The sequence below is a fragment of the Acetivibrio sp. genome (assembly GCF_035371925.1).
In the GTDB taxonomy this organism is placed as follows: Bacteria; Bacillota; Clostridia; order Acetivibrionales; family Acetivibrionaceae; genus Hungateiclostridium.
This window is the reverse complement of sequence record NZ_DAORXT010000014.1, coordinates 12,836-34,816: the sequence shown is the minus strand read 5'-3', so window position 1 is coordinate 34,816 and position 21,981 is coordinate 12,836. Positions and strand designations below refer to the sequence as shown.

The following is a 21,981-nucleotide window of genomic DNA, read 5'->3' as shown; positions in this document are numbered from 1 at the left end:
AAGGGCTCGATGCCAAGAGTTTTTGAACCACTTCTTTTGAATGTCGCGAAAGAAGAAAAAAGTGAGGGTTTGATGCCTAAAGATTTTTCTTAAGGGAAGGGTGAGTATATGAAAGTGCGATTATTTTTTACAACACTAATCATATCTATATTTTTGACTTCACCGGCTTTGGCTGCCGAGTCTGAACCGGTGCGCATTGCCGTCATTGACACCGGAATCTCCTCTGCTGCGATAGATGAAAAGAATCTGGACGAGGGACGCAACTACATTCTGTCGGGTGCTAATACCGAGGACACCGTCGGTCATGGTACTGCCGTTGCTGCCATCATTGTGGGTAGCGAAGAAGCAGGAGTTAATGGTCTTTGCCCAGAGGCAACGCTGGTACCGCTGGTCTATTACAGCAAAAACGGGAATGATGCGGCTGTCAAAGGCGACCTACCAATGCTGGCACAGATTATCCTAGATGCAGTGGATGTGTATAATTGCCGTATAATTAACATCAGCTCCGGAGCGAAGGTTGATACCCCGGCCCTTCGGGATGCAGTAGCATGGGCAGAACAGCGTGGAGTACTGGTGGTTTCCTGTGCCGGTAATGATGGAGACGGTACGACCTATTATCCGGGTGCCTTTCCCACTGTGCTTTGTGCCGGAACAGTCAACCTTACGGAAGATGGCCCTGCTATCTTTTCCAACCGCCATAGCGGGGTAGATTTACTGGCACCGGGCATAAAACTAAAGACATCTAATCCCAAAGGGGAAGCCGTGACAGTAAACGGCACCAGCTATTCCACTGCTTGGGTCAGCGCCGCAGCTGCATCTCTGCTAACTGTCGACCCGACCCTGACTCCTTACCGGATTCGGCAGCTTTTGTGCAATACTGCCCGGGATATTGGTGCTGTGGGCTATGATGAAGAATCCGGATGGGGGATTGTGGATTTGGCTGCGGCAATGGCGAAATTGAAGGCTGAAAGCGGAAAACCGTTGCCTTTTAGTGATGTGGCCCAGGATACCTACTACCGGGATGCAGTGGAGTGGGCGCTGAAAAACGGCATAACCGGTGGCACCACTACCACTACTTTTTCTCCCGATATGACCTGCACCCGTGCCCAGACTGTTACCTTTCTCTGGCGGGCAGCGGGATGCCCTGAACCGAGAATTACAAAGAATCCTTTCAGCGATGTGGCCAAAACCGATTATTTTTACAAGCCTGTCCTCTGGGCACTGGAGAGGGGGATTACCTCAGGTACTTCGAACACAACATTCAGCCCTCACGAACCTTGTAGTGAGGCACAGATAATTACTTTCTTGTGGCGTTCGAAAAACCGGCCCGATGCTGCAGGAAGAAGTGAGCTGGCATCAGGGCTGGGTGAATACTATTACACCGATGCGGTGGCATGGGCGGATACCCACGGCTTCTTTACCGCCGCTCAAACCGACTTTAATCCGATACAGGAAGCACCCCGTGCCCATATTGTGGTTTATCTGTATCACAGTATCGGTGCAGGATATTAAAATAGAAGCAGTTCTGATAGGATGTAATATATCAGGCGGAATTCTTTGAAGATGAGCTTTGTTTTTCGGATAATAATCAAAAGGATGGATTTTTATAGTGGGTTATGGTATATTTTATCTAAGTAAATGTATGCAAGCAATAATTAATGCAAGATGAAATACCAGTTAAAATAAATATGGAGATTAGGGGAGAATAATTATGAAAAAGGCAATAGCGATTACTGTTTTAACATGTTTATTTTTATTAATAAGTGCTCTGGTTTTTGTAAAATATAAAGAAAGTGCAAACATAAGGCTGGTTGAAAAAACAATACAAGAAGCGCAAGCGATAAATGCTAACAGCTTTATGGGTATGGAATACCTTGAATTTGCCGGACTTTCAGAGGAAGAAGCCAAATATTTTAATGATGATATGCCTGGGTCAAAAGTAACAGATGACGGTTATGTTCGGGGCTATTATTTTAAGATTCCCAAAGACGCAAGCGACAGGCGACTGACACAAATAAATATTAACGGTGGAGACTATCACGTTTTTGGGATACGTTTAGGCGACAGTGTTGAACAAGCGTCAGAAAAGCTTAAACAAAGAGGATATAAAAGGACAAAGTCAATGGAAGATATATATCGTGAAGGAATTCTTAGAACAAGATTCCAAAAGGGGCTTGTCATTATTGACTTAGTAACAGAGATGGACTCCCAAATTATTAAAGGAATTTCCGTTCTGACTGACTATCCTTGATTCTAGTGCAAGGCAATTTCATAAAGCAATCCACCAATTTTAGCCAGAGCAATTTTAAGCTTTGGCTATTTTGATTTTAACACATAATTGAAATTTTGATAAAATATTAATTCTTTGGATGTGCAAATCAGTCTTAATTTCTGGTATCATTATATATTGCCAGCTCAGCTCTTTTGATTAAAAAGTCTCTGAAAGAGCCAAAAAGTATAAGAGCAAAATACTACATAATGATAGGTAGCACCTTAATTCCGTTTGTTGTAAATGTATTAAAAATGTACGGAGTAATTGTAGAGCCTAAGTTTATCGACTTTACGCTTATTAGTTTTTCAATTTTCTTTATAGTCTTATCAATTTCTCTAAACTATTATGATTTTTTTGAAATAATGCCTTATGGATATGAATTTTTTGATAACTTGCAGGAAGCTACACTTTTTATTGATGGCAAAAACAAGATTATTAATTACAACCATAAAATTAAGCAAAATTTCGGTGCACCGGCAAATTCGGATAATATTGAACAGTTTCTATATAAAATTGGTTTTATAAATAACGATAAAGCAACGGATTTTCTAAGAGAACTGGAAAATACAACGGATTATATTAAATATACAGGATTCGAATATAATAAAAGCTTGTATTATGACATATTGGTTTCGCCAATATTTGATAAGAGTAATAATCTTGTTATGAAAGTAATGACCTTTTATGATATTACTGAATTTTATAATCTTCAAAAAGAAAACTATAAGAAAACCAAACAGATTGAAAATACACGTATAAAGTCGGACATGCATGATAAGATCGGAAATATAATTGTTTTGATAAAATCATCAATAGAAATTATATTGAAAGAAAAATTAGAAAATTCTGTAATAGTATCTGTGAAGGATGACAGTGAAAAGAAATTGGCAGAGAATATCGTGAAAGAGAAATATGAAATAGATACGAGAACAATAGAAAAAATTAAGGATGTTCACGATAAGTCAAAAGAAGCTCTGGAGGTTCTTAGAGAGATATGCAAAAAGATAGAAGTCAACAACTATTCCAAAGATAATAATAGAAATATTATTGTCCAACTTGAAGAAGTTTTTGAAAAACATGAGGCTTCAGGAGCAATAGAAAAAATTCATTTTACATATGAAGGAGATTTGAATTTCAATGCTCAATACACTAAAGAACTTACGATGATATGTACTGAAGCATTGACTAATTCAATAAAGCATGGAGAAGCAAAAAATGTCTTTTTCATTTTAAAGAACGATGGAAGCAATATTAGTTTGCGAATAATTGATGACGGGAAAGGCTGTAGTGTTATAAAAAAGCTTGCAAGTATAGAAAACAGAGTTGCCAATATAAAAGGAAAAATCCAGTGTCATTCCGATGTTAATGCAGGTTTTTATATTAATATTATATTTCCGTATACTCAAGAGTGTTATAGAGAGGTATTGGTATCATGATAAGAGTATTGGTTGTTGAGGATATGAAGCTGTTTAACCAGCTAATTTCGGATAGTTTGGAAAGTGATCCGGAAATAAAAGTTGTAGGGCATGCTTCAGAAGGAAGGGAAGCGGTAAAATTGTGCCGGGAATTACTGCCGGACTTGGTGCTCATGGATATTGGGCTTCCCAATGGTATGAGTGGAATTGAAGCAACGGAGCTAATAAAGGCACAGTTTAAGAGAATAAAAATATTGATCTTAACGGTTTTTAAAGATCAAAGACTTGAAGAAGCTCTTAAAAAGGGAGCCGATTCATATCTTCTCAAAGGTACAGATAAAAATATTTTGATTGATTATGTTAAAAGAACTGTTGCAGGTGAAAAACTGATTGATCCAACTTATGATGTTAAAAATAGGCTTGATAAATATAGAATACATTACAATTTAACAAATAAACAGTTGGAAATATTTGAGCTCCTTGCAAAAGGAAAAGATTCTGGTGAAATTGCCGAAATTCTGAACAAATCTGAGCAAAATATAAAGAATCATATTACTCAGATTTATAAAAAACTTGGTGTTAAAAATATAGTATCGTTTATGCTGTTCTGTGCGAATGAAAATCTGCTGTAGAGCGTGAGAATAATCTTTTTTTGTTACTTTTTCTAAGTGAAGAAATCATTGTGAGGAATTATTCTGCCATGGATAATTCCTTTAATTTTTTGCAATTTCAAAATAATCAACGTAATTAATTAGATTTTATAAAAAATAGGACGAAAGTACTAAATATCTTGTAGTATTATTTTACCATGACGACAATTAGCTCTATTGTAAATAAACATTATTAATTATACAAAAAGGTGGGGTAAAATGTGAAAAGGAGGCATTTGAAGAGTTTTTTGTCCATTTTAATCATCATAGTTATGGCGGTTGGACAAGCTTTACAGGCATATGGGATTAAGGGGGTAACTTTAGGAGCGGATAATTTTTTGCCGCAAATATCGGCATTAAGCGCCCTCGATACTCAATTGCTTAATGAAGAAGAGGGAAAGTCAAAGGAAGAATCCTTTGAAGAAACATTATTACCTGGCTATGGTGAAAGCCAATCAAGTAATGGAAATGACAAAGAAGGGATTTCAAATGACAAAAATGATCGGTTCTATGAAGATTCAATTCAATTTTCGGTTATAGACCAAGTCTATGGAGCTGATGAGGGATTTGATGCTGTTTTATTGCCTTTTGGAGAAGCAGAAAATCTTTTGGCTACGGAACAAGTATATGGTTTGGGGGAAACCGCCAATATGATAAAACCTGTTCCTTTAGCTGCAAGCAGTACTAATAGCAGCTTTAACTCTCAAGGCAGCTATAGTTTACAAGTAAAAAGTGATGGAACAGTGTGGGCCTGGGGAGGTAATAATTCCGGACAGCTTGGTGACGGTACAAATGTAGGTAGGACTGTTTCTATGCAAATAAAAGACTTGAATAACATAGTGGCTGTAGCAGCAGGAGATTATACGGGCCTTGCTTTGGATAATAACGGAAAAGTATTTGAGTGGGGTGCATATTGGGTAAGTAATAGCGGTTATTATTCAGGGAAAATGCCGGCAGTAAAAATACAAGAGGGAGTAATTGCAATAGCAGCCGGGCGGAACTTTAGTCTGGCATTGAAAAGTGACGGAACAGTATGGGCCTGGGGAGGTAATGATAAAGGACAGCTTGGTAATGGTACTACCTCATATTGTGAATATCCGACTAAAGTATTAGGCTTAGATGGAGTAATTGCTATATCAGCAAGAGAATACTACAGCCTTGCACTAAAGGGTGATGGAACGGTATGGGCCTGGGGAGGAAATGGTACTACAAAACCGGTAGAAATAGAGAATTTAAGCGAAGTAACTGCTATAGCGGCAGGAGACAGCTATAGTCTTGCATTAATGAGCGATGGAACAGTATGGTCGTGGATATCTAACGGTAGTTCAAAACCGGAAAAGGTAGAAGAATTAAGCGGAATTATTGCAATATCCGCCGGAGGAAGTCATAATCTTGCGCTAAAAGATGACAAAACAGTATGGGCATGGGGTTCTAATGCGTATGGACAGTTGGGAAATGGAATGACTGCAAATAATAGCAAACCTATAAAGGTAGAGAATTTAAGCGGAGTAATTGCAATAGCGGCAGGAGAAAGTCACAGTCTTGCATTAAAAGCTGATGGAACAGTATGGGCATGGGGTCGTAACGATTACGGTCAACTGGGAAATGGAACTAAAAGAGACCAATATACTCCTATTATTTCTAAAGATGAGGATAAACCGACAAAACCGGCAAATCTGTCAGCTTCCATTGAGGGAGAAAAGGTAATTCTAAGTTGGTCGCCGTCAACAGATGGGGATATTGTTACAGGATATGAAATATATCGCGATGACACTTTGATTGATACCGTGTCTCAAACAACTTGTATCGATACCGGTATTGCGTTGGATAAAATACATATATATAAGGTTAAAGCCTTTGACCGTTCAGGAAATACTTCTGATGCAGAGCGTGTTGCTATAAATGATACTGAAGCACCTTCTGCACCTTCTAACCTTACATTGGTTTCCCAAACAATTACAACAGTTTCACTTAAATGGGAGGCATCGTCCGATAACCTTTGGGTGGAAGGATATGAGATATATAGGAACGGCGAAAAAATTGGCGAAACAAAAGATACAGAATATACGGATATGGCTGTACCTCAAAATAAAACTCATTTATATACTGTAAAGGCTTTCGATAAATCTTCTAACTTATCGGAAGCAAGTAATGTTGTGAATGTAACAACTAAATCACTGAAACCGGTGCCTTTAGCTGGAGGCAGCGAACACAGTTTACATGTGCAAAGTGATGGAACAGTATGGGGGTGGGGAAGTAATTCCTATGGACAGCTTGGAAATGGAACAAATACAAGATATACTGCTGCTGTACATATTGAAGGGATACAAGATGTAGTTGCTGTAGCATCAGGGGGCAATACCAGCTTTGCATTAAAGAATGACGGAACAGTATGGGCATGGGGATATAATTCATATGGACAGCTTGGAGACGGATCAAATAGTAATAAAAATGTGCCGACCAGGGTTAAGGATTTGTATGGAGTAGTTGCTTTAGCATCCGGGAAACATCATGTTATGGCTTTAAGAGAAGATGGAACCGTTTGGACATGGGGATATAATGGATATGGTCAACTGGGAAACGAAACGAAGAACAACAGCAATAAACCTGTAACGGTCAATAACTTAAGCAATGTAATTGCAATAGCAGCAGGAGAAAATCATAGTATTGCTCTAAAAGACGATGGAACAGTATGGGCATGGGGCAATAATAACAATGGACAGCTTGGTAATGGAACTACTAAAGACCATGATAAGCCTGTGCAGGTTTTGGAACTAAGCGATGTAATTGCAATAGCAGCAGGTGGGAATCATAACATCGCCCTTAAAAAAGATGGAACAGTATGGACATGGGGACGTAATAGCGATGGCCAACTTGGAGATGGGACAAATCACCAAAAAAACACTCCTGTTCAGGTAAAGAATCTGGATGCTGTAACTTTAATTGCAGCCGGTGCAAATCACAGCATTGCATTAGATAAAGAAGGAGAAGTATGGGTATGGGGAGATAACTGGTATGGACAGCTTGGAAACGGAACGAATTCTTACGACAGTAATATACCGGTACTTATAGTTAAATTAAGTAATGTATGCGATATAGCAGCCGGAGAATCACACAGTCTTGTACTGAAGAAGGATGGAACAGTATGGGCATGGGGGAATAATTACAGTGGACGGCTTGGTGATGGAACTACAACTCACAGATATGAACCTGTGTTATCGAAGGATGAAGATCCGCCAACAACTCCGGCAAACCTTGCTGCTGTCATAGACAACAATAGTATTGTGCTCAGTTGGACTGCATCTAGAGATGGAGATATTGTTACAGGGTATGATATATACCGTGATGGTGTTAAGATTCAGACCGTTCCTGATGTTACTTATACAGACACAGGACTTGATTTGGATAAAATCCATGTATATAAAGTAATAGCTTGTGACCGTTCGGGGAACACGTCGGAAGCTGCAACTGCAGTTGTAAACGATACCGAAGCACCGTCTATTCCTGTAAACCTTATAGTAACTTCTCAGACAGTTACTACAGTTTCATTGGAATGGCAGGCTTCCACCGACAATGTATGGGTTGAAGGATATGAGATCTATAGGGATGGAGAGAAGGTTGGCAATACAAAGGATACAAAGTATACCGATTTGAATGTTCCGCACGATTCAACCCACACATACACTGTAAAAGCTTATGACTTTTCGGGAAACTATTCAAAAGACAGTAATACGGTGAGTGTAACAACAGAAAAGTTTAGGTTTGTATCTATAGAGGCAGGAGGAAATAATAGTATTGCTCTGCGGAATGATGGAACGGTATGGGTGTGGGGATATGATTACCGCACAGTAGCTGAGCAGGTTGGCCAATTGAGGGATGTAATTTCTGTAGCAGCAGGCGAGAGACATTATCTTGCCTTAAAAAGCGATGGAACAGTATGGGCTTGGGGCAATAATAATAATGGACAGCTTGGAGACGGAACAAGTTCGTCAAAAACAAATCCCGTTCAGGTAAAAGATTTATATGATGTTAAAAGTATAGCAGCAGGAGGATTACACAGCCTTGCCCTAAAGAAAGACGGAACGGTATGGAGCTGGGGATATAATTCAGACGGGCAGCTTGGCAACGGAACCACAAAAAATAGCGAGATACCGGTGCAAGTACAAGGACTAAGTGATGTCATATACATAGAAGCAGGCAGCAACTATAGTCTTGCCATAAAAAGCGATGGAACTGTATGGGCTTGGGGAGATAATTGGTCTGGACAGCTTGGAGATGGCTCAAAAGAAGATAAGATATTTCCTGTCCAAATAGAGGGACTTAGTGATGTTAGATTTGTAGCAGCAGGCAGTAACTATAGCTTTGCAATAAAGAATGATGGAACGGTATGGGCTTGGGGAAGTAATTCATACGGACAGCTTGGGGATGGAACAAATATAAGCAAAACAGAGCCTATTATGGTACAAGGCTTAAAGGATATATCATCTATAGACGCAGGTGGAGCTCATAGTATAGCGATAACAAGTGTTGGTACTGTTTTGGCATGGGGTCTCAATGATAATGGACAGCTTGGTGACGGTACCACAACAAATAGAAATACTCCAGTATTGATAATGGATACAAGGGATACGACGGTTGTATCGGCAGGTTCAAGGCATAGTCTGGCCTTGGAAGAAGACGGCGATATTTTGGCATGGGGATATAATGGTTATGGACAGCTTGGAAACGGTACAAGAACCGATACAAATAAACCTGTTTTAGCAAAAGATGTTATCCCACCAACAAAGCCGACAAATGTTTCGGCAACTATCAATAGTAATGGAAGTGTCGTTTTAAGTTGGGGCGCATCATCTGACGGGCACAGAGTTACAGAGTACAAAATTTACCGCAACGGGCAGGAAATCGGTACTGCAACTTGGACGACATATAAAGATACTGTAACTGAATTGGATAAAATTTATGTATATGAAGTGATAGCTGTTGATGCTCCAGGAAATCTATCCGAAGCAGAAAGTACTGTGTTGAATGATACTGAGCCTCCTTCTGCTCCTTTGAATCTAAGGGTAACTTCTCAAACGATTACAAGTGTGTCGCTGGAATGGGATGCTTCCACATATAACTTATGGGTTGAAGGTTATGAGGTTTATAGAAACGGAGAAAAGATTGGCGATACAAAAGATTTAAGTTACACAGACTTGACGGTGCCTCACAATACTACACATACATATATTGTAAGGGCCTATGACAAATCTTCCAATCTTTCGGAAGAAGGAAACGAATTAAAAGTAAAAACCGGCATATTGAAATCTGTTCCTTTGGCGGCTGAATCTAATAGTCTGCATATTCAAAAGGATGGAACGGTATGGGCATGGGGGAGTAATAGTGAAGGATTGCTGGGCGATGGTTCAACCAAAACCAGTACAATTCCAAAACAAGTTAAGGGCATTTACGATGTAGTGGCTGTTGCAACAGGGAATAACTATAATTTGGCATTGAAAAATGACGGAACTGTATGGGGATGGAGTGGTAAAATCACTAAATTTACCGATTTGAATAATGTGGTTGATATATCGGTAGGGACTTATAGGCTAGCACTGAGAAGTGATGGAACCGTATGGTATTTAAGAGACAAGTCTGAGCAGGTTAAAGATATAAGCGGCGTAGTGGCTATAGCAGCTAAAGAAAATATTAATATTGCACTTAAAAGTGATGGAACTGTATGGACTTTCGGAAAAGAAACTGTAAAAATAGAAAATTTAGACGGTATTATCGCTATATCAGCAGGTAAAGAATATAGCCTTGCATTGAAAAGTGACGGAACTGTGTGGACATGGGCAAACAGTTCAAGAACAGCCAGACAAGTAGAAGGATTAAATAATGTTAGTAAAATTTCGGCAGGATCCGACCACTATTTGGTATTAAAAAGCGACGGTACGGTATGGGCATGGGGCAATAATTATTATGGACAGCTATATCATTCATATTATTATAATTAAATATTGCAATTCTTTAGTAAAAAAGCAAGTGCCGACACAGTTGATTTACAATTTCTATATCAATTTACAACACTTTTTCTTCAATTTTAATGAATCGTTCAGGTGCACAACTTGATGTCTGGTTCTTTTTCCTACTGCCTTTCTGTATTCTTCAAGCTCTTTCATATTGATTTTTTGGCTTAAGTCCATTATTTCATCGTCACTCATTGCATTGCCGGTATCGCTTACTTCGATATTTAGTCTGGCAGGTCAATTCTGACGTTTGAATTCTTGAAAGTCATCTGCAATTAAAATGTTAACTGTCAAATCTTCTATTCTTGTAATATGCCAAATGTTCCAGGCTATGGTTACATCTTTTTTGGTTGGCATTGTGACAAAAGCTTTTTTGTCCAGGCCATCCCAAAGCTCATCTTCCAGTGTTGGTATATCCCTGCCATAAACATCGTGCGAATGCACCATGGAATGCAGGTCTTGTATTAGTCCAATCGTTTCGTTAAACTTCTCTTCATTTAATATTATATTTTTAAGTTGCTTTTGTTTTGGATTCCAGTCCTCGGCTACACTATACATTTAAAATCCTCCATTTCAGAGTATCACCGCTGCAAAGCCGTTGGATTTTGCTATCTTCGCTGTCCATTCTTCGGGCTTTGCAATTCCCTCAGCATTGTTTCTTTCGCTTGCAAATTTTTTATTTTGTGTATAGTTTACATTGGATGCTTCCTGTGTTTTTTGATTTGTGGCTCCTTGGCCGCAACTCACATTTCAAATTTTACAGTAACGCATCTATTTTTTCAAAGGTCATTTATAAAAAACGAGGCTGATTAAGATTAGATTTCTGGGGCGTGATAAGCTTGTTACGTAATAAAATTTTAATAGCATTGCTTTTGATTGTGATTGCGTTTGCATTAGTGACAATTTTTATTATTTTCAATAATATTAATTCTTATGTAGTAATTGAGGGAATTGTGACAGATAGAGGCATTGGAGTTTCAAATGCTTCTGTAAAACTTAAAGCAACAAGTAATCCCAGATTTTCTATAGTTGTGAGTACGGATGAGAATGGTAAATTTAAATTTAAATTGGAACCAAATGAATTTACAGAGTATGTTATAAAAGCTGGCTATAATAATGACGGCCAGCCATATAATAATTCATTATTAATAGAGAATAGAACCCAGACAATAAATATCGAGCTATTACCCGCTATATCTTTTTATGGGCTTTTGTATGATTCGAATGGTATTCCCTTACACGATTGCAATATGGTATTTAAAACGGATGAAGTGTATTATTTTTTTGATATAGTCTCATTTGCCCCAATTAATAACTCAGGTAAACCGTCGCTGTTTATATCGTAAAAGGCATACATTAGAGTTGGATTGGTTCCAAAGTTGTATATTCTTCCTCCGTTTTTTGTCAATATTGAATCCCCAATAATATCTTCGTTGAAAGAAATATAGTTGCTCTGCTCAAGTTCTGCATATGCGTCAATAATCGGTTTAAATGTATTATATGCATAAGAAGTATTATCGGGCAATATAGTAGGTGAAGCTTGTGACAATACCGTTGAAGGTATATCAATTTTATTATCTGTTGCTTGATGATAACAGGAGCAAAGCAACAAAGTTGACCAATGGAATACTTCGTTTGTACTGCTGTTAAAGCCTATTCCTGAGAAATGGGATATATCATACGAATAAAAAGGGTTGTTTTCTTCATCAAAAGGCTTTAGATCAATTTCGTCGTTTTCGAAATAATCCATACTTCGCAGTGTATTTCGAAATCGTCGTGTAATTACGTTCATAAAAGGATATTCTTTTTTCAACTTCTTCTGCATTTTCAGGGATTTCCCTTGGAAAGTGCTCCATCTCAGATATATAATTTTCACCATTTGTAAATATCTTAGGATAAAGCTTGACATCAGTATAGGGGCCGGGTATAATCTTTAATATTCCTGCTGCCAATAATGCGAGAGAAAAAATGAAAATACACACACCTATTAGCTTGATGGTTATTGCAAACCACCTAATTTTGCATTTATTGAATACAATCATTGCAATACTGAAAAGTGAAGTAACTAAAACAATTTGCAGCTTATATTTGTAAAATGCAAGCTTGTCGACATTAACTATTGCAATACCGGATAAAACAATAGAATGGCTATAAATACTATATCGTCAATTTTATAAAATTAAGATCTTTTTAATAATTTTGATATTTTTACTCCTTTCTTTAAATTTGAATAAAAATAAGCGATAATCTTCAATCTAAGTTCATGCGGCAAAAAATCTTGTTTCATTTACCGTGTCAAGTATCTATAAAGAGGAGTGTTTCTTTCATTAATTTTATCTCCAATATTCAATTTGGCAAAATTACGATATGCCTGTCTGTAACCATAATTCATGGCCAGATTATAAAAGATATTTGCTCGTGATTTGCATATTCGCTTTATTATGCTTTTACACGAATAAAACTTTCTTCGAAATTCGTTGTAGCCGTTTAGCAATTCCTCGGGACTCATTTGCTTCGGTACATATGCAACCCTTGTTTTGCCGTTGTAATAATCCCAACCAACATCAAGTAGCCGGCCTTCATTTTTATATTGATCATATATCCCGGTTCCGGGGAAAGGAGTTAATATACTTGCAGTTACTCCGTCAATTCCGATATCATTACACGCTTTTAAGGTTGTTTCGAACACATCCGGCGTGTCGGAGTCAAACCCAAAAACAATACCGGCTTGGATGCTGATTCCATGTCGGTGAAGTTTATCTGCAATCTTTCCATACTGCTCAATTTTATTAAAATTCTTATTTGCATCTTTAAGACCCTGCTCAGAAAACGATTCCAAGCCTAGAAACAGATATAAACACCCTGCGGATTTTGCCAGACGGAGTAATTCTTCATCCTCACAGCTATGCGCTGTTACTTGCGCCGCCCATTTTTTGTTTAGCTTTGCCAAATCTTTTAACAGGGCTTTTGTGTAGCTTGGGTCGGCAAAGAAATTATCATCCCAAAATACGAAATACTTATTCGGCATACTGGCTATATCCTTTATTACCTCGTCAATCGGGCGAGTCCTAAACGTATTGTGATAGATTTTCTTAAGACTGCAATAGCTGCAATTATGCGGGCAACCACGGGAAGCAAAAACAGCACCTCTTATAAATCTATTGCCAACAATCAAATCCCTGCGGGGTATCGGAAGATCGTCAAGACTGGGAGCACGTGAACTTGTATAAACTTTTTGGTTTTTTTTGCAAAGGAAGTCGTTTAAAAATTGAGGCCAGGTTTCTTCAGCTTCTCCTATGAAAATAGTATCGCAATGCAAAGCTGCTTCTTCGGGATTCAAGGTCACATGCGGTCCGCCTAAAGCTACCCATGATCCCAGCTCGCGGAATTTTTTTGAGATAGCATAAACATGGGGAGCATTTGGAGTATTCTCAGTAATTGCAACCAAGTCGAATTTTTCGAAAATAATTGGTTCTGTATGTTCATCCAACAGCTTTATGTCATATTCTTTTGGGACGAAGCCTGCAAGATAGGGCATAGTCAGCTGCATAAAGTTGTTGAGCTGATATGCTCTGAATCTTTTAATTTCCGAGTTTTCAGGAGTAACCATTAATAAAGTTGGCATAATATTATCAACCTTTCCGTTTATAAAAACAACCATAATTTCCATTACATACTTGTGCTTTACAGGCTCCAATCCAGTTACCGTAAATTTATTCTTTATATGTACCACCGGTGTTATCTTTGGATAATGTACCGCACTTTTCAATTAATAGGCACTTTACTAATGTTTTGCATACCGGTCTGTGTCTCGTTCCTTTGGGAATAATAATGAAATCTCCGGTATCCAGATCAATTATACTGTCGTCTAATTCAATTTGCATTTTTCCTTCTATTACATAAAACATTTCATCTGATTCTTCGTGAATATGAAAATCAAGAATTCTATTTTCTGCCAATACAACATTCAACATATGGTCATTTAGTTGCCCTACTTTGAAATATTGAAATAAATCGGGAATTTCGTTCGCAATTGCTTTTAAATTAACTTTCTGTATCATTTTAACACCTCAGTAATTTGGTAATATGCAATACGAATGATAAGTGTCAAAAGCAATTATTTATTTGATGTTAATGCTTTTAACAGAAGATTATTGCTTCTATTTACTTTCAGTTGTCCGTCCGCCGACTTATTTTTAAACTCCCTTTTCCTCGATTCAAAATTCTGTGAAGAAAGTTTTGACGAAAAATAAGTTGAAATACTACTGTGATAATCTCGGGTATTTTCCCAAAGAGGCTTAACATATACCAGTAGCTCTTCTTTTCCCTCTAGATATATAATATTCATATTATTTTCCTGCCTTGTATTAATGTTGTAAGTTTAAATTTTATAGAACTATTATATTTCCGCAATGCAACTATATGTATATCAATATAAAAATACAGTCGGTTACTGCAAAAGTTTAAAAACAATTTCAGACATAATTGTATAAATTTATTATATCAAGTTGTTACCATAATAGACAAGATTTATTTTTAATGTATAGAGCAAGAACTTGTTAAGTAGGGAAAAATACTAACAGAGTATAAGACACTATGGTTCATTTTTCCGTTTACCTTCCCGGCCTCTTGATGTTACATTAGTATATATACAACTCATCAGCTTAAAATTGAACAACTCATACAAAACCTATCCCGGGGAGGTGTGTCCATGAGGGCACCAAATGAAATAAAAAAAGATATGAGGTATCCGTCACCCGAAGTAAAAGCAAAATGTATGAATGAAGTTGCACGATATTTAAAGGATGCATACAAATTCGGCATTTACTCGGAAGTGATTGAAAAACTCACTTTGAGTAGATTCTATTTTGGAATCGACTCCGATGAACTTATGGAGCTGCTTTCGGAAAAGTACCAATGCAGGGAAATTTGCGATAAAATTAAACTACTCAAAAAAATATATATGGAGAATTATGGAATGGAAGATGACGGAGATTTTCAAATACCCGCAAATCTAAAATATAAATTTATTTGTGAAGAGATAATAGGAGAGAGTTTGGATTATGACAACCTCACCTGTGCAGATATTGATGGTTTCGTTGAAGGTATTGAGCAAATAAAAATTCCAGGAGTATTGTATCCGTTAATGTGGTTAACCCACGCGAAAAATGAGGAAGTATTCTTATATATCTACACAAAGTATGTTTTGCCGGCCTTTATCGAATTGAGCGAATCCGAAAATCTGGATAGATATGATGCCCTAAGCACTATCATGTGCGGTTATATAGAAGAGCTGATTATTTATGTGGGAGGTTTGGGACAGGTATTTATCACTTCAATTCCCGGTAACACAACATGGAACGAAGTAATTATGAAATTTCAAAAGACTGGGGAATTTGAATGTATCCGTAAAGCAAATGAAAAGCTAAAAAAGGCAAACGGGATAGGAATAAAGCTATCGGAACTGTATAAACTGAACAAGAATATGCTAAAGAGCAGGTACAAAACCCACTTCAGCAATTATTTCCCCATGTTTTCCGCTCTTGTCATTTTTGCACTTTTGGGAGAAGAAAGAAACGAAGAAGCTGTAGAATTCATGATTGACAATTATTCCGACATGAACGAGGACAATTACCAATGTGCCTATGTTCTGATACTCTTGTTTAAGACTATTCTCCTTTGTGACAATTATGAGTATATGAATATTCTATATGCGGATTTGCAGAAAGAAAAACTCTTGTATCAAAGAAATTACAAGGATATTTATGATACAGTGATTAGGTCGTGTGAATTTATTGAAGAACTGTATGTTAAAATAAGCATACCGCTGGAAAATGAATTTTTCGATTCTCTCAGATGCTTTGTAAAAGAAACGGTATTTGAAGAATGGGGAATGATTGAAGACATCCGCAACATCAAGAACCAGTATGCGCGCTCAAAGGACAACGTCAAATCCGATATGTTCCGGAGGCTGTACAATGTAATGAGGGCTCTTTCCAACCAAGAAGGAATTTATATAGCTCTCATTGCGCAAACCTATGGTAAAAACTACATGACAAATGCATTTATTAGAAATATACATCACGATGACAAGATTCCCATGGTTATATCATGGGACGATGTGGACAGGGCAAAGAATCTTTCTTTGCGTTTAGGGGATGTTGACAGGGGCGCAACCTCTGTTAGAAACCGATCGTTTTTTGAGAGAGTGGATATCGTTATCAAGGATATTTTGCTTGAAAAGCTGCATGAGGATATTGAAAACATGCTTACATCCATCAGGGAGATTAGAGAAAAGGCCAACTACAAGGACAGGGAGGATGAATTTTTTACAGCAGTCGAGCCTCGCATCCTGTCATTGACAAAACGGATTTCTGCCAAATATATTGACCGTGAGCAAATAGTGGACTTTTTTATCAAACTCGACGATAAAGGCTGCTGGGACAAGCTGGATGAAGAATGCAAAAACATGATGATTACGTCAGAGATAGTATACAGAACTCTAAGCTCAAGGGCGGATGCGGAAAATCTCGACTATTCTCCGGCAATGATTCCCCTTACCAAGGTGATAGAATATCTTCTCAATGATATATACAGCAAGATAAAGTGCAATATTGTGTTTGAAGGACCGGAAATGAATGTAGATTCCAATTCGGTGAGGTTTTTTAAAGAAAGGAATGAGTCTGAGCCCAAAACATGTCTTGAGATGGGTCCGGCTATAAGAGTTCTTAGTGACGGTTTTCTGAAGTCTTCCGGTAGAGGTCCTGTTTACTCGAGCTATTTTCTGCCGAATGACAAATCCAGATTTGAAGAATGGAAGGGTAACTTCTATGTTGATTGGAGCCTATTGAAGGATTTTAAAGGGACAAGGCTAAATTGGAACAGTTTTGACAAAGAGCCTCCTGTTCAACAATTCGTACTGGGAGATGACGCGGAATACAACCGCAAGGTTTTTATCGGGGCTTTGGAATATGTCAAAAACAGCTATAGAAACAGGGTGGCCCATAAGGACGGCATTGAGAAAGACAGAATGGAAAAATGCAGGGAAGATATGCTTATTGCACAGAAACTTATTTGGATGCTGATTTATATAATGAAGTGATATTGAAGCCGGTTATTGTCCAAAAAACATATTAATAATGTCTGTAATTCTTTGTAAAATGAGCCAAAAACCCGATACTATGGCTCATTTTTCTTTATGTTAAACGGTCCCAAATTTAAAAGACGGAGAATATAATATACAAAGCCCATTGGTTTGAGGTGATAAAATGAATTATGTTGTATCGGTACGCAACCTGGGCATGAAATACCACTCCCTTAATGGAGAAATCGATGCCCTCCACGATATCAACTTTTCGGTCTCGGAGGGTGAGTTTATAAGCATAGTAGGGCCGAGCGGCTGCGGTAAATCGACACTATTGTTGCTTATTGCAGGACTCATGGTTCCAACCTCGGGAGAAATATTGATGGATGGAAAGCCCGTTTCGGAGACTTCCGACAAGGTGGGTTATATGCTGCAAAAGGACCATCTTTTTGAGTGGAGGACCATTTATCAAAATGTGGTTTTGGGACCGGAAATAAGGGGAACGCTAAACTCGGAAACAAAGGAATATGCCCTAAAACTTTTGGATACATACGGACTCTATGAGTTCAAAGACAAATACCCTTCACAGCTTTCGGGAGGAATGAGGCAGAGGGCGGCCCTTATAAGAACTCTTGTGGCAAAGCCTCAAATACTGCTCCTTGATGAGGCTTTTTCGGCCCTGGATTACCAGACAAGACTGGCAGTTACGGAAGACATATACTCAATTATTAAAAAGGAGAATAAGACTGCAATACTTGTTACCCATGATATATCCGAGGGAATAAGCATGGCTGACAGGATTATTGTGCTGACAAAAAGGCCGGCGACAATCAAGTCAATCCACGATATCAAGCTAAGCTGCGCAAATCGGACACCGCTAAGTTCCAGAGAAGCACCGGAATTTAGGGAGTATTTCAATAAGATATGGAAGGAGCTTGATATTTATGTCTGATAAAAACAAGCCGGACGTATCCCCGGAGCACCTTAGGTATTTGAGGAAAGTAAAGAGGAAAAAGCAAATCATTTTAATTACACAGATAGCTCTATTGGTATTGTTTTTTGCTTTCTGGGAATTGGTTGCCGAAATCGGTTTGATAGACCCGTTTATTTCGAGCCAGCCGTCGAGAATTATACGTACTATTGGAGATTTATACAAAAACGGCCAGCTGTTTAACCATGTTGGCGTGACATGTGTTGAAACAGTGCTGGGATTTGTCTTTGGTACTCTTATTGGGATATTGGTAGCGGTAATTCTCTGGTGGTCCGACTTTTTAGAAAAGGTTTTGGAACCCTACCTTGTTGTACTAAACAGCCTTCCGAAGATTGCCTTGGGCCCGATTTTTATAGTCTGGATAGGCGCCGGACCCTTGGCAATAGTGGTTATAGCAATGACCATATCCGTTGTGGTCACTATACTGGAAGTTTTAAATGGCTTTCTTGGCGTGGACAATGACAAAATCAAGCTTGTAAAAACCTTTGGGGCAAGTAAAATTCAGATACTTACAAAAGTAGTTCTTCCGTCTTCACTGCCGGTTATGGTAAATGCCTTAAAGGTAAGCGTCGGGCTGTCATGGGTTGGAGTTATTGTGGGAGAATTCTTGGTTTCAAAGGCAGGGCTGGGCTACTTGATTGTTTATGGGGGTCAGGTGTTTCAGTTAGACCTTGTGATGGCGAGTGTTATTATACTTGCCACAGCGGCATTTCTAATGTACAGGATGGTAGCATGGCTTGAAAAACTTGTTGTAAAGAGTAAGTAAATAAAATATGTGGAGGTGTTGATATGAAAAAAATTGCTTTGATTCTGATTGTCTCAGCAGTATTAATGATGTCCTTGGCAGGGTGCGGAGAAAGGGACTATACTACTGTAAGGTTAAGCGAGGTTACCCGTTCGGTATTCTATGCTCCGCAGTATGTTGCGTTAAACAAGGGTTTCTTTGAGGAAGAAGGGCTAAAAATAGACATTACAAACGGCCAGGGCGCAGACAAGGTAATGACAGCGGTTTTGTCCGGGCAGGTAGACATAGGTTTTTCCGGACCGGAAGCAGCAATATATGTGTACAATGAGGGCAGGGAAGACTATGCTGTTGTGTTTGCGCAGCTTACAAAGCGTGACGGTTCGTTTTTGGTGGGCAGAAAGCCGGAAACGGACTTCAAATGGGAAAACCTCAAAGGAAAGACCATAATAGGAGGCAGAAAAGGCGGAGTTCCTGAAATGACCCTCGAGTATGTATTAAAGAAAAACAACCTGATGCCGGGGACTGATGTATATATTGACACAAGCGTTCAGTTTGCGTTGATGGCAGGAGCATTTACCGGTGGCCAGGGGGACTATGTCACGCTGTTTGAGCCGGTGGCATCTACAGTGGAGAAGGAAGGCAAGGGATATATAATTGCCTCCATAGGAGAAGAAAGCGGAGAGATTCCTTATACGGCATACTACGCAAGCAAAAGTTACATAGAAAAGAACAAGGATGTAATCCAGAAATTCACCAACGCTATTTACAAAGGCCAGAAATGGGTTGAAATCCACACACCGGAAGAAATAGCCGAGGTTATAAAGCCCTCTTTCCCAGATTCGGATATGGAGACTCTGATAACGGTGGCAAAAAGGTACAAGGAGACGGATGCATGGAGCAAAGACCCCATATTGAACAAGGAGTCCTTGGACCTTCTTCAAAAAGTAATGAGTATGGCTGGGGAACTTAAAAAAGAAGCACCCTATAAAAAGATAGTAACAACAGAGTTTGCCGAAAAAGCTATGGAGAATTTTGAAAAGTAGAATATTTTGTCTAAAAGCAAGAAAGCGGAATTGTGTGGGAAACCATGCAATTCTGCTTTTTTAATTTAATATCAAATTTTTATTATTTTTCTATTTTCGGTTAATGACATCCATGATAAACTATATGTGATAAACTATATGTATAAAAATGCACATGTTCAAAAAAGATTGTAGAAGTTGCATCAAAGTAAGTGGGAGAGATGTATATGGGGCTTATAAATTTTTTCAAGAAAAGAGATGAAATTGACGAACTTTATGAAAAACTTAACAGCTCATCGGAAGAGATTAGGGAAGAGGCAATATCCAAACTTGAAAATATGCAGCTCAGCGTCGAGCAGGGCTTAAAGGTTTTGGACATGGCTAAGAATAAATTTCCGCCTGCAACCTATGAATGGCAGGACGTATCTGCGCGATTGGTGGATATTTGTGCAGATAAACCCTATGTGGAATACATAAAAAAAGTGGAAAACATATATGATGAGCTAAATCCCAATGCAAAGATATCTGTGATGCAATTTTTGGCCACATATGGAAATGAGCAGGCACTGATTGCATATTTAAAAGTATTGGGAAAAGACTATCTCAATTTAAAAAATCTGCCTTGCGGAAACCTTTTGGAGAATCCGAGATTTCCTCAGATACTGTTTCCGGGAATCTTGAAATTTGCCGAAAATAAGGATATTGAATGTCAAATATATCTTGTTCTCTTATATTATTTTAATAATGACCTGGTTGACGAAGAGTCATTGGGTGAATATAAAGGCCGAATAGTCCAGGACATTTTGAAAATGGTGGACAAGGTTGTGAACTACACTTTAAAAAACAGCTCTATTTGGGATGACACCAAGTACCTTGAGCTGCGGGGCAATGCAGGAGTTTATTTTGATCTTGCAGGTTATATCAAAGCTCCTGAGATAACCATGGCCTTAAAGAGACTGATGAGCCTGAAAGATATGAAACTGAAGATGTTTGCCGCAGTTTCACTGCTAAGACACGGGTGTGAGCCGGCCAAAGAGGATATAATGGATATTGCCGCAAACAGTGAGGTGAGAAACTGGTTTTATAATGCTCTTGCGAAAATGGGAAGGAGTGAAATATTTCCTGAAGAGTTTAGAAACCAGAAATGCTTTGCAGAGTCAAACATGGTGGACTGGCTTGTCTATCCTACCGAACTGGGCAGAGTGCCGGATGAAATAGAGCTTATGAATATATTTGATGATGACGATAAGGAATATTATCTTTTCCGGTTCAGATGCGACAGCAACAATGAATGGAAGGACAAGGGATGGATGGCGGGGCTGTCCGGACCTTTTGATAAAAGAAATTCTCCAACTACGCTTGCCGAAGGGCATACTTTCAGTCATTTTGAAGAATGGGAAAGCAAGAAACCGAAGGAGCATTTTGAGTCTATTGTGGGAAATGTAAAAGAGTATTGGATGAGTTTGGCGCAAGAATAAAGAAGCTTGCGCCGATTAACTATGCAGACTGTCCCGTTTCCAACAGGGCATGGGATAAATCAAGACATAAGTTTTCCCTTCCGAGCTTCTCTATAAATCCGTAATTTTCAAGAACCTTCATTGGCTGAGGCTGAACATGGGACAGAAGAAGCCTTATATTATTTTTTCTGCATTTCTTGTAAAGTTGATACAAGGAGGAGTACCCCGTCGCATCAATCGCCGGAACATTTCTCATCTTAAGTATCATTACTCTAGGCGGTTTTTTCTGTATTTTTTCCATCACTTTCAACCAGTTTTCCCGTTGCACCAAAGAAGA

Annotated in this window: 19 protein-coding genes; 11 read left to right on the top strand and 8 right to left on the bottom strand. The window is 38.5% G+C overall.

Features of this window, described 5'->3' with window-relative positions; translation table 11 throughout:
• The first annotated feature begins 108 nt into the window (after nucleotides 1-108).
• The 5 genes from PLH43_RS03640 to PLH43_RS03620 all read left to right on the top strand — a co-directional run bounded on the left by PLH43_RS03640 (nucleotide 109) and on the right by PLH43_RS03620 (nucleotide 10,333).
• Complete coding sequence (locus PLH43_RS03640; protein WP_324360188.1) at nucleotides 109-1,512, top strand: S8 family serine peptidase; 1,404 nt, start codon at nucleotides 109-111, stop codon at nucleotides 1,510-1,512.
• A gap of 199 nt (nucleotides 1,513-1,711) precedes the next feature.
• Entirely contained in the window at nucleotides 1,712-2,251 is a 540-nt protein-coding gene (locus PLH43_RS03635) for a hypothetical protein (protein ID WP_324360186.1), read from the top strand.
• A 140-nt stretch (nucleotides 2,252-2,391) separates the two neighbouring features.
• The gene (locus PLH43_RS03630) at nucleotides 2,392-3,708 is read left to right on the top strand and encodes a histidine kinase N-terminal 7TM domain-containing protein (protein ID WP_324360200.1); all 1,317 of its coding nucleotides are present in this window, start codon (nucleotides 2,392-2,394) and stop codon (nucleotides 3,706-3,708) included.
• Nucleotides 3,705-4,319 carry a response regulator transcription factor gene (locus PLH43_RS03625; protein WP_324360184.1) on the top strand — a complete coding sequence of 205 codons (615 nt, stop codon included), beginning with the start codon at nucleotides 3,705-3,707 and terminating at the stop codon, nucleotides 4,317-4,319. Before PLH43_RS03630 ends, PLH43_RS03625 begins: the two co-directional genes overlap by 4 nt.
• Before the next feature lie 254 nt (nucleotides 4,320-4,573).
• Nucleotides 4,574-10,333 (top strand): hypothetical protein, encoded by a 5,760-nt coding sequence (locus PLH43_RS03620; RefSeq protein WP_324360182.1) that lies wholly within the window; start codon nucleotides 4,574-4,576, stop codon nucleotides 10,331-10,333.
• A 54-nt stretch (nucleotides 10,334-10,387) separates the two neighbouring features.
• Here the strand turns inward: PLH43_RS03620 and PLH43_RS03615 are convergent, their stop codons facing one another.
• From PLH43_RS03615 to PLH43_RS03605, 3 genes are read right to left on the bottom strand one after another with little or no spacing between them, the layout of a single operon-like run.
• A complete protein-coding gene (locus PLH43_RS03615; protein ID WP_324360180.1) occupies nucleotides 10,388-10,540 on the bottom strand; it encodes a hypothetical protein in 153 nt (50 codons plus the stop codon).
• Nucleotides 10,541-10,582: 42 nt separating this feature from the next.
• Nucleotides 10,583-10,903 carry a hypothetical protein gene (locus tag PLH43_RS03610; RefSeq protein ID WP_324360178.1) on the bottom strand — a complete coding sequence of 107 codons (321 nt, stop codon included), beginning with the start codon at nucleotides 10,901-10,903 and terminating at the stop codon, nucleotides 10,583-10,585.
• 15 nt (nucleotides 10,904-10,918) lie between these two features.
• Nucleotides 10,919-11,092 (bottom strand): hypothetical protein, encoded by a 174-nt coding sequence (locus PLH43_RS03605; RefSeq protein ID WP_324360175.1) that lies wholly within the window; start codon nucleotides 11,090-11,092, stop codon nucleotides 10,919-10,921.
• A 92-nt stretch (nucleotides 11,093-11,184) separates the two neighbouring features.
• On the opposite strand from PLH43_RS03605, the gene PLH43_RS03600 reads away from it, so the two are divergent.
• Nucleotides 11,185-11,691, top strand: a complete 507-nt coding sequence (locus PLH43_RS03600; RefSeq protein WP_324360174.1) for a hypothetical protein — start codon at nucleotides 11,185-11,187, stop codon at nucleotides 11,689-11,691.
• Here PLH43_RS03600 and PLH43_RS03595 read toward each other — a convergent pair.
• From PLH43_RS03595 to PLH43_RS03580, 4 genes are all read right to left on the bottom strand, one after another.
• Complete coding sequence (locus PLH43_RS03595) at nucleotides 11,622-12,170, bottom strand: hypothetical protein (protein ID WP_324360172.1); 549 nt, start codon at nucleotides 12,168-12,170, stop codon at nucleotides 11,622-11,624. The genes PLH43_RS03600 and PLH43_RS03595 overlap by 70 nt on opposite strands.
• Nucleotides 12,171-12,632: 462 nt before the next feature.
• Entirely contained in the window at nucleotides 12,633-14,006 is a 1,374-nt protein-coding gene (locus PLH43_RS03590) for a radical SAM protein (RefSeq protein WP_324360198.1), read from the bottom strand.
• 52 nt (nucleotides 14,007-14,058) lie between these two features.
• On the bottom strand, nucleotides 14,059-14,406 hold the full coding sequence (locus tag PLH43_RS03585) for a cupin domain-containing protein (RefSeq protein ID WP_324360170.1): 348 nt from the start codon (nucleotides 14,404-14,406) through the stop codon (nucleotides 14,059-14,061).
• Nucleotides 14,407-14,462: 56 nt separating this feature from the next.
• On the bottom strand, nucleotides 14,463-14,693 hold the full coding sequence (locus PLH43_RS03580; RefSeq protein WP_324360168.1) for a hypothetical protein: 231 nt from the start codon (nucleotides 14,691-14,693) through the stop codon (nucleotides 14,463-14,465).
• 363 nt (nucleotides 14,694-15,056) lie between these two features.
• On the opposite strand from PLH43_RS03580, the gene PLH43_RS03575 reads away from it, so the two are divergent.
• The 5 genes from PLH43_RS03575 (at nucleotide 15,057) to PLH43_RS03555 (ending at nucleotide 21,665) form a co-directional block, all read left to right on the top strand.
• A complete protein-coding gene (locus PLH43_RS03575) occupies nucleotides 15,057-17,447 on the top strand; it encodes a hypothetical protein (RefSeq protein ID WP_324360166.1) in 2,391 nt (796 codons plus the stop codon).
• A gap of 166 nt (nucleotides 17,448-17,613) precedes the next feature.
• Nucleotides 17,614-18,381: an ABC transporter ATP-binding protein gene (locus PLH43_RS03570; protein ID WP_324360164.1), complete on the top strand. Its 768-nt coding sequence runs from the start codon at nucleotides 17,614-17,616 to the stop codon at nucleotides 18,379-18,381.
• The gene (locus PLH43_RS03565; RefSeq protein ID WP_324360162.1) at nucleotides 18,374-19,186 is read left to right on the top strand and encodes an ABC transporter permease; all 813 of its coding nucleotides are present in this window, start codon (nucleotides 18,374-18,376) and stop codon (nucleotides 19,184-19,186) included. Before PLH43_RS03570 ends, PLH43_RS03565 begins: the two co-directional genes overlap by 8 nt.
• Nucleotides 19,187-19,209: 23 nt before the next feature.
• Nucleotides 19,210-20,208, top strand: coding sequence for an ABC transporter substrate-binding protein (locus PLH43_RS03560; RefSeq protein ID WP_324360160.1), 999 nt, complete (start codon nucleotides 19,210-19,212; stop codon nucleotides 20,206-20,208).
• Nucleotides 20,209-20,414: 206 nt separating this feature from the next.
• Nucleotides 20,415-21,665, top strand: coding sequence for a hypothetical protein (locus PLH43_RS03555; RefSeq protein ID WP_324360159.1), 1,251 nt, complete (start codon nucleotides 20,415-20,417; stop codon nucleotides 21,663-21,665).
• Nucleotides 21,666-21,684: 19 nt separating this feature from the next.
• On the opposite strand, the gene PLH43_RS03550 is transcribed toward PLH43_RS03555, so the two are convergent.
• Nucleotides 21,685-21,945 carry a sodium-independent anion transporter gene (locus PLH43_RS03550; RefSeq protein WP_324360157.1) on the bottom strand — a complete coding sequence of 87 codons (261 nt, stop codon included), beginning with the start codon at nucleotides 21,943-21,945 and terminating at the stop codon, nucleotides 21,685-21,687.
• Nucleotides 21,946-21,981 lie beyond the last annotated feature (36 nt).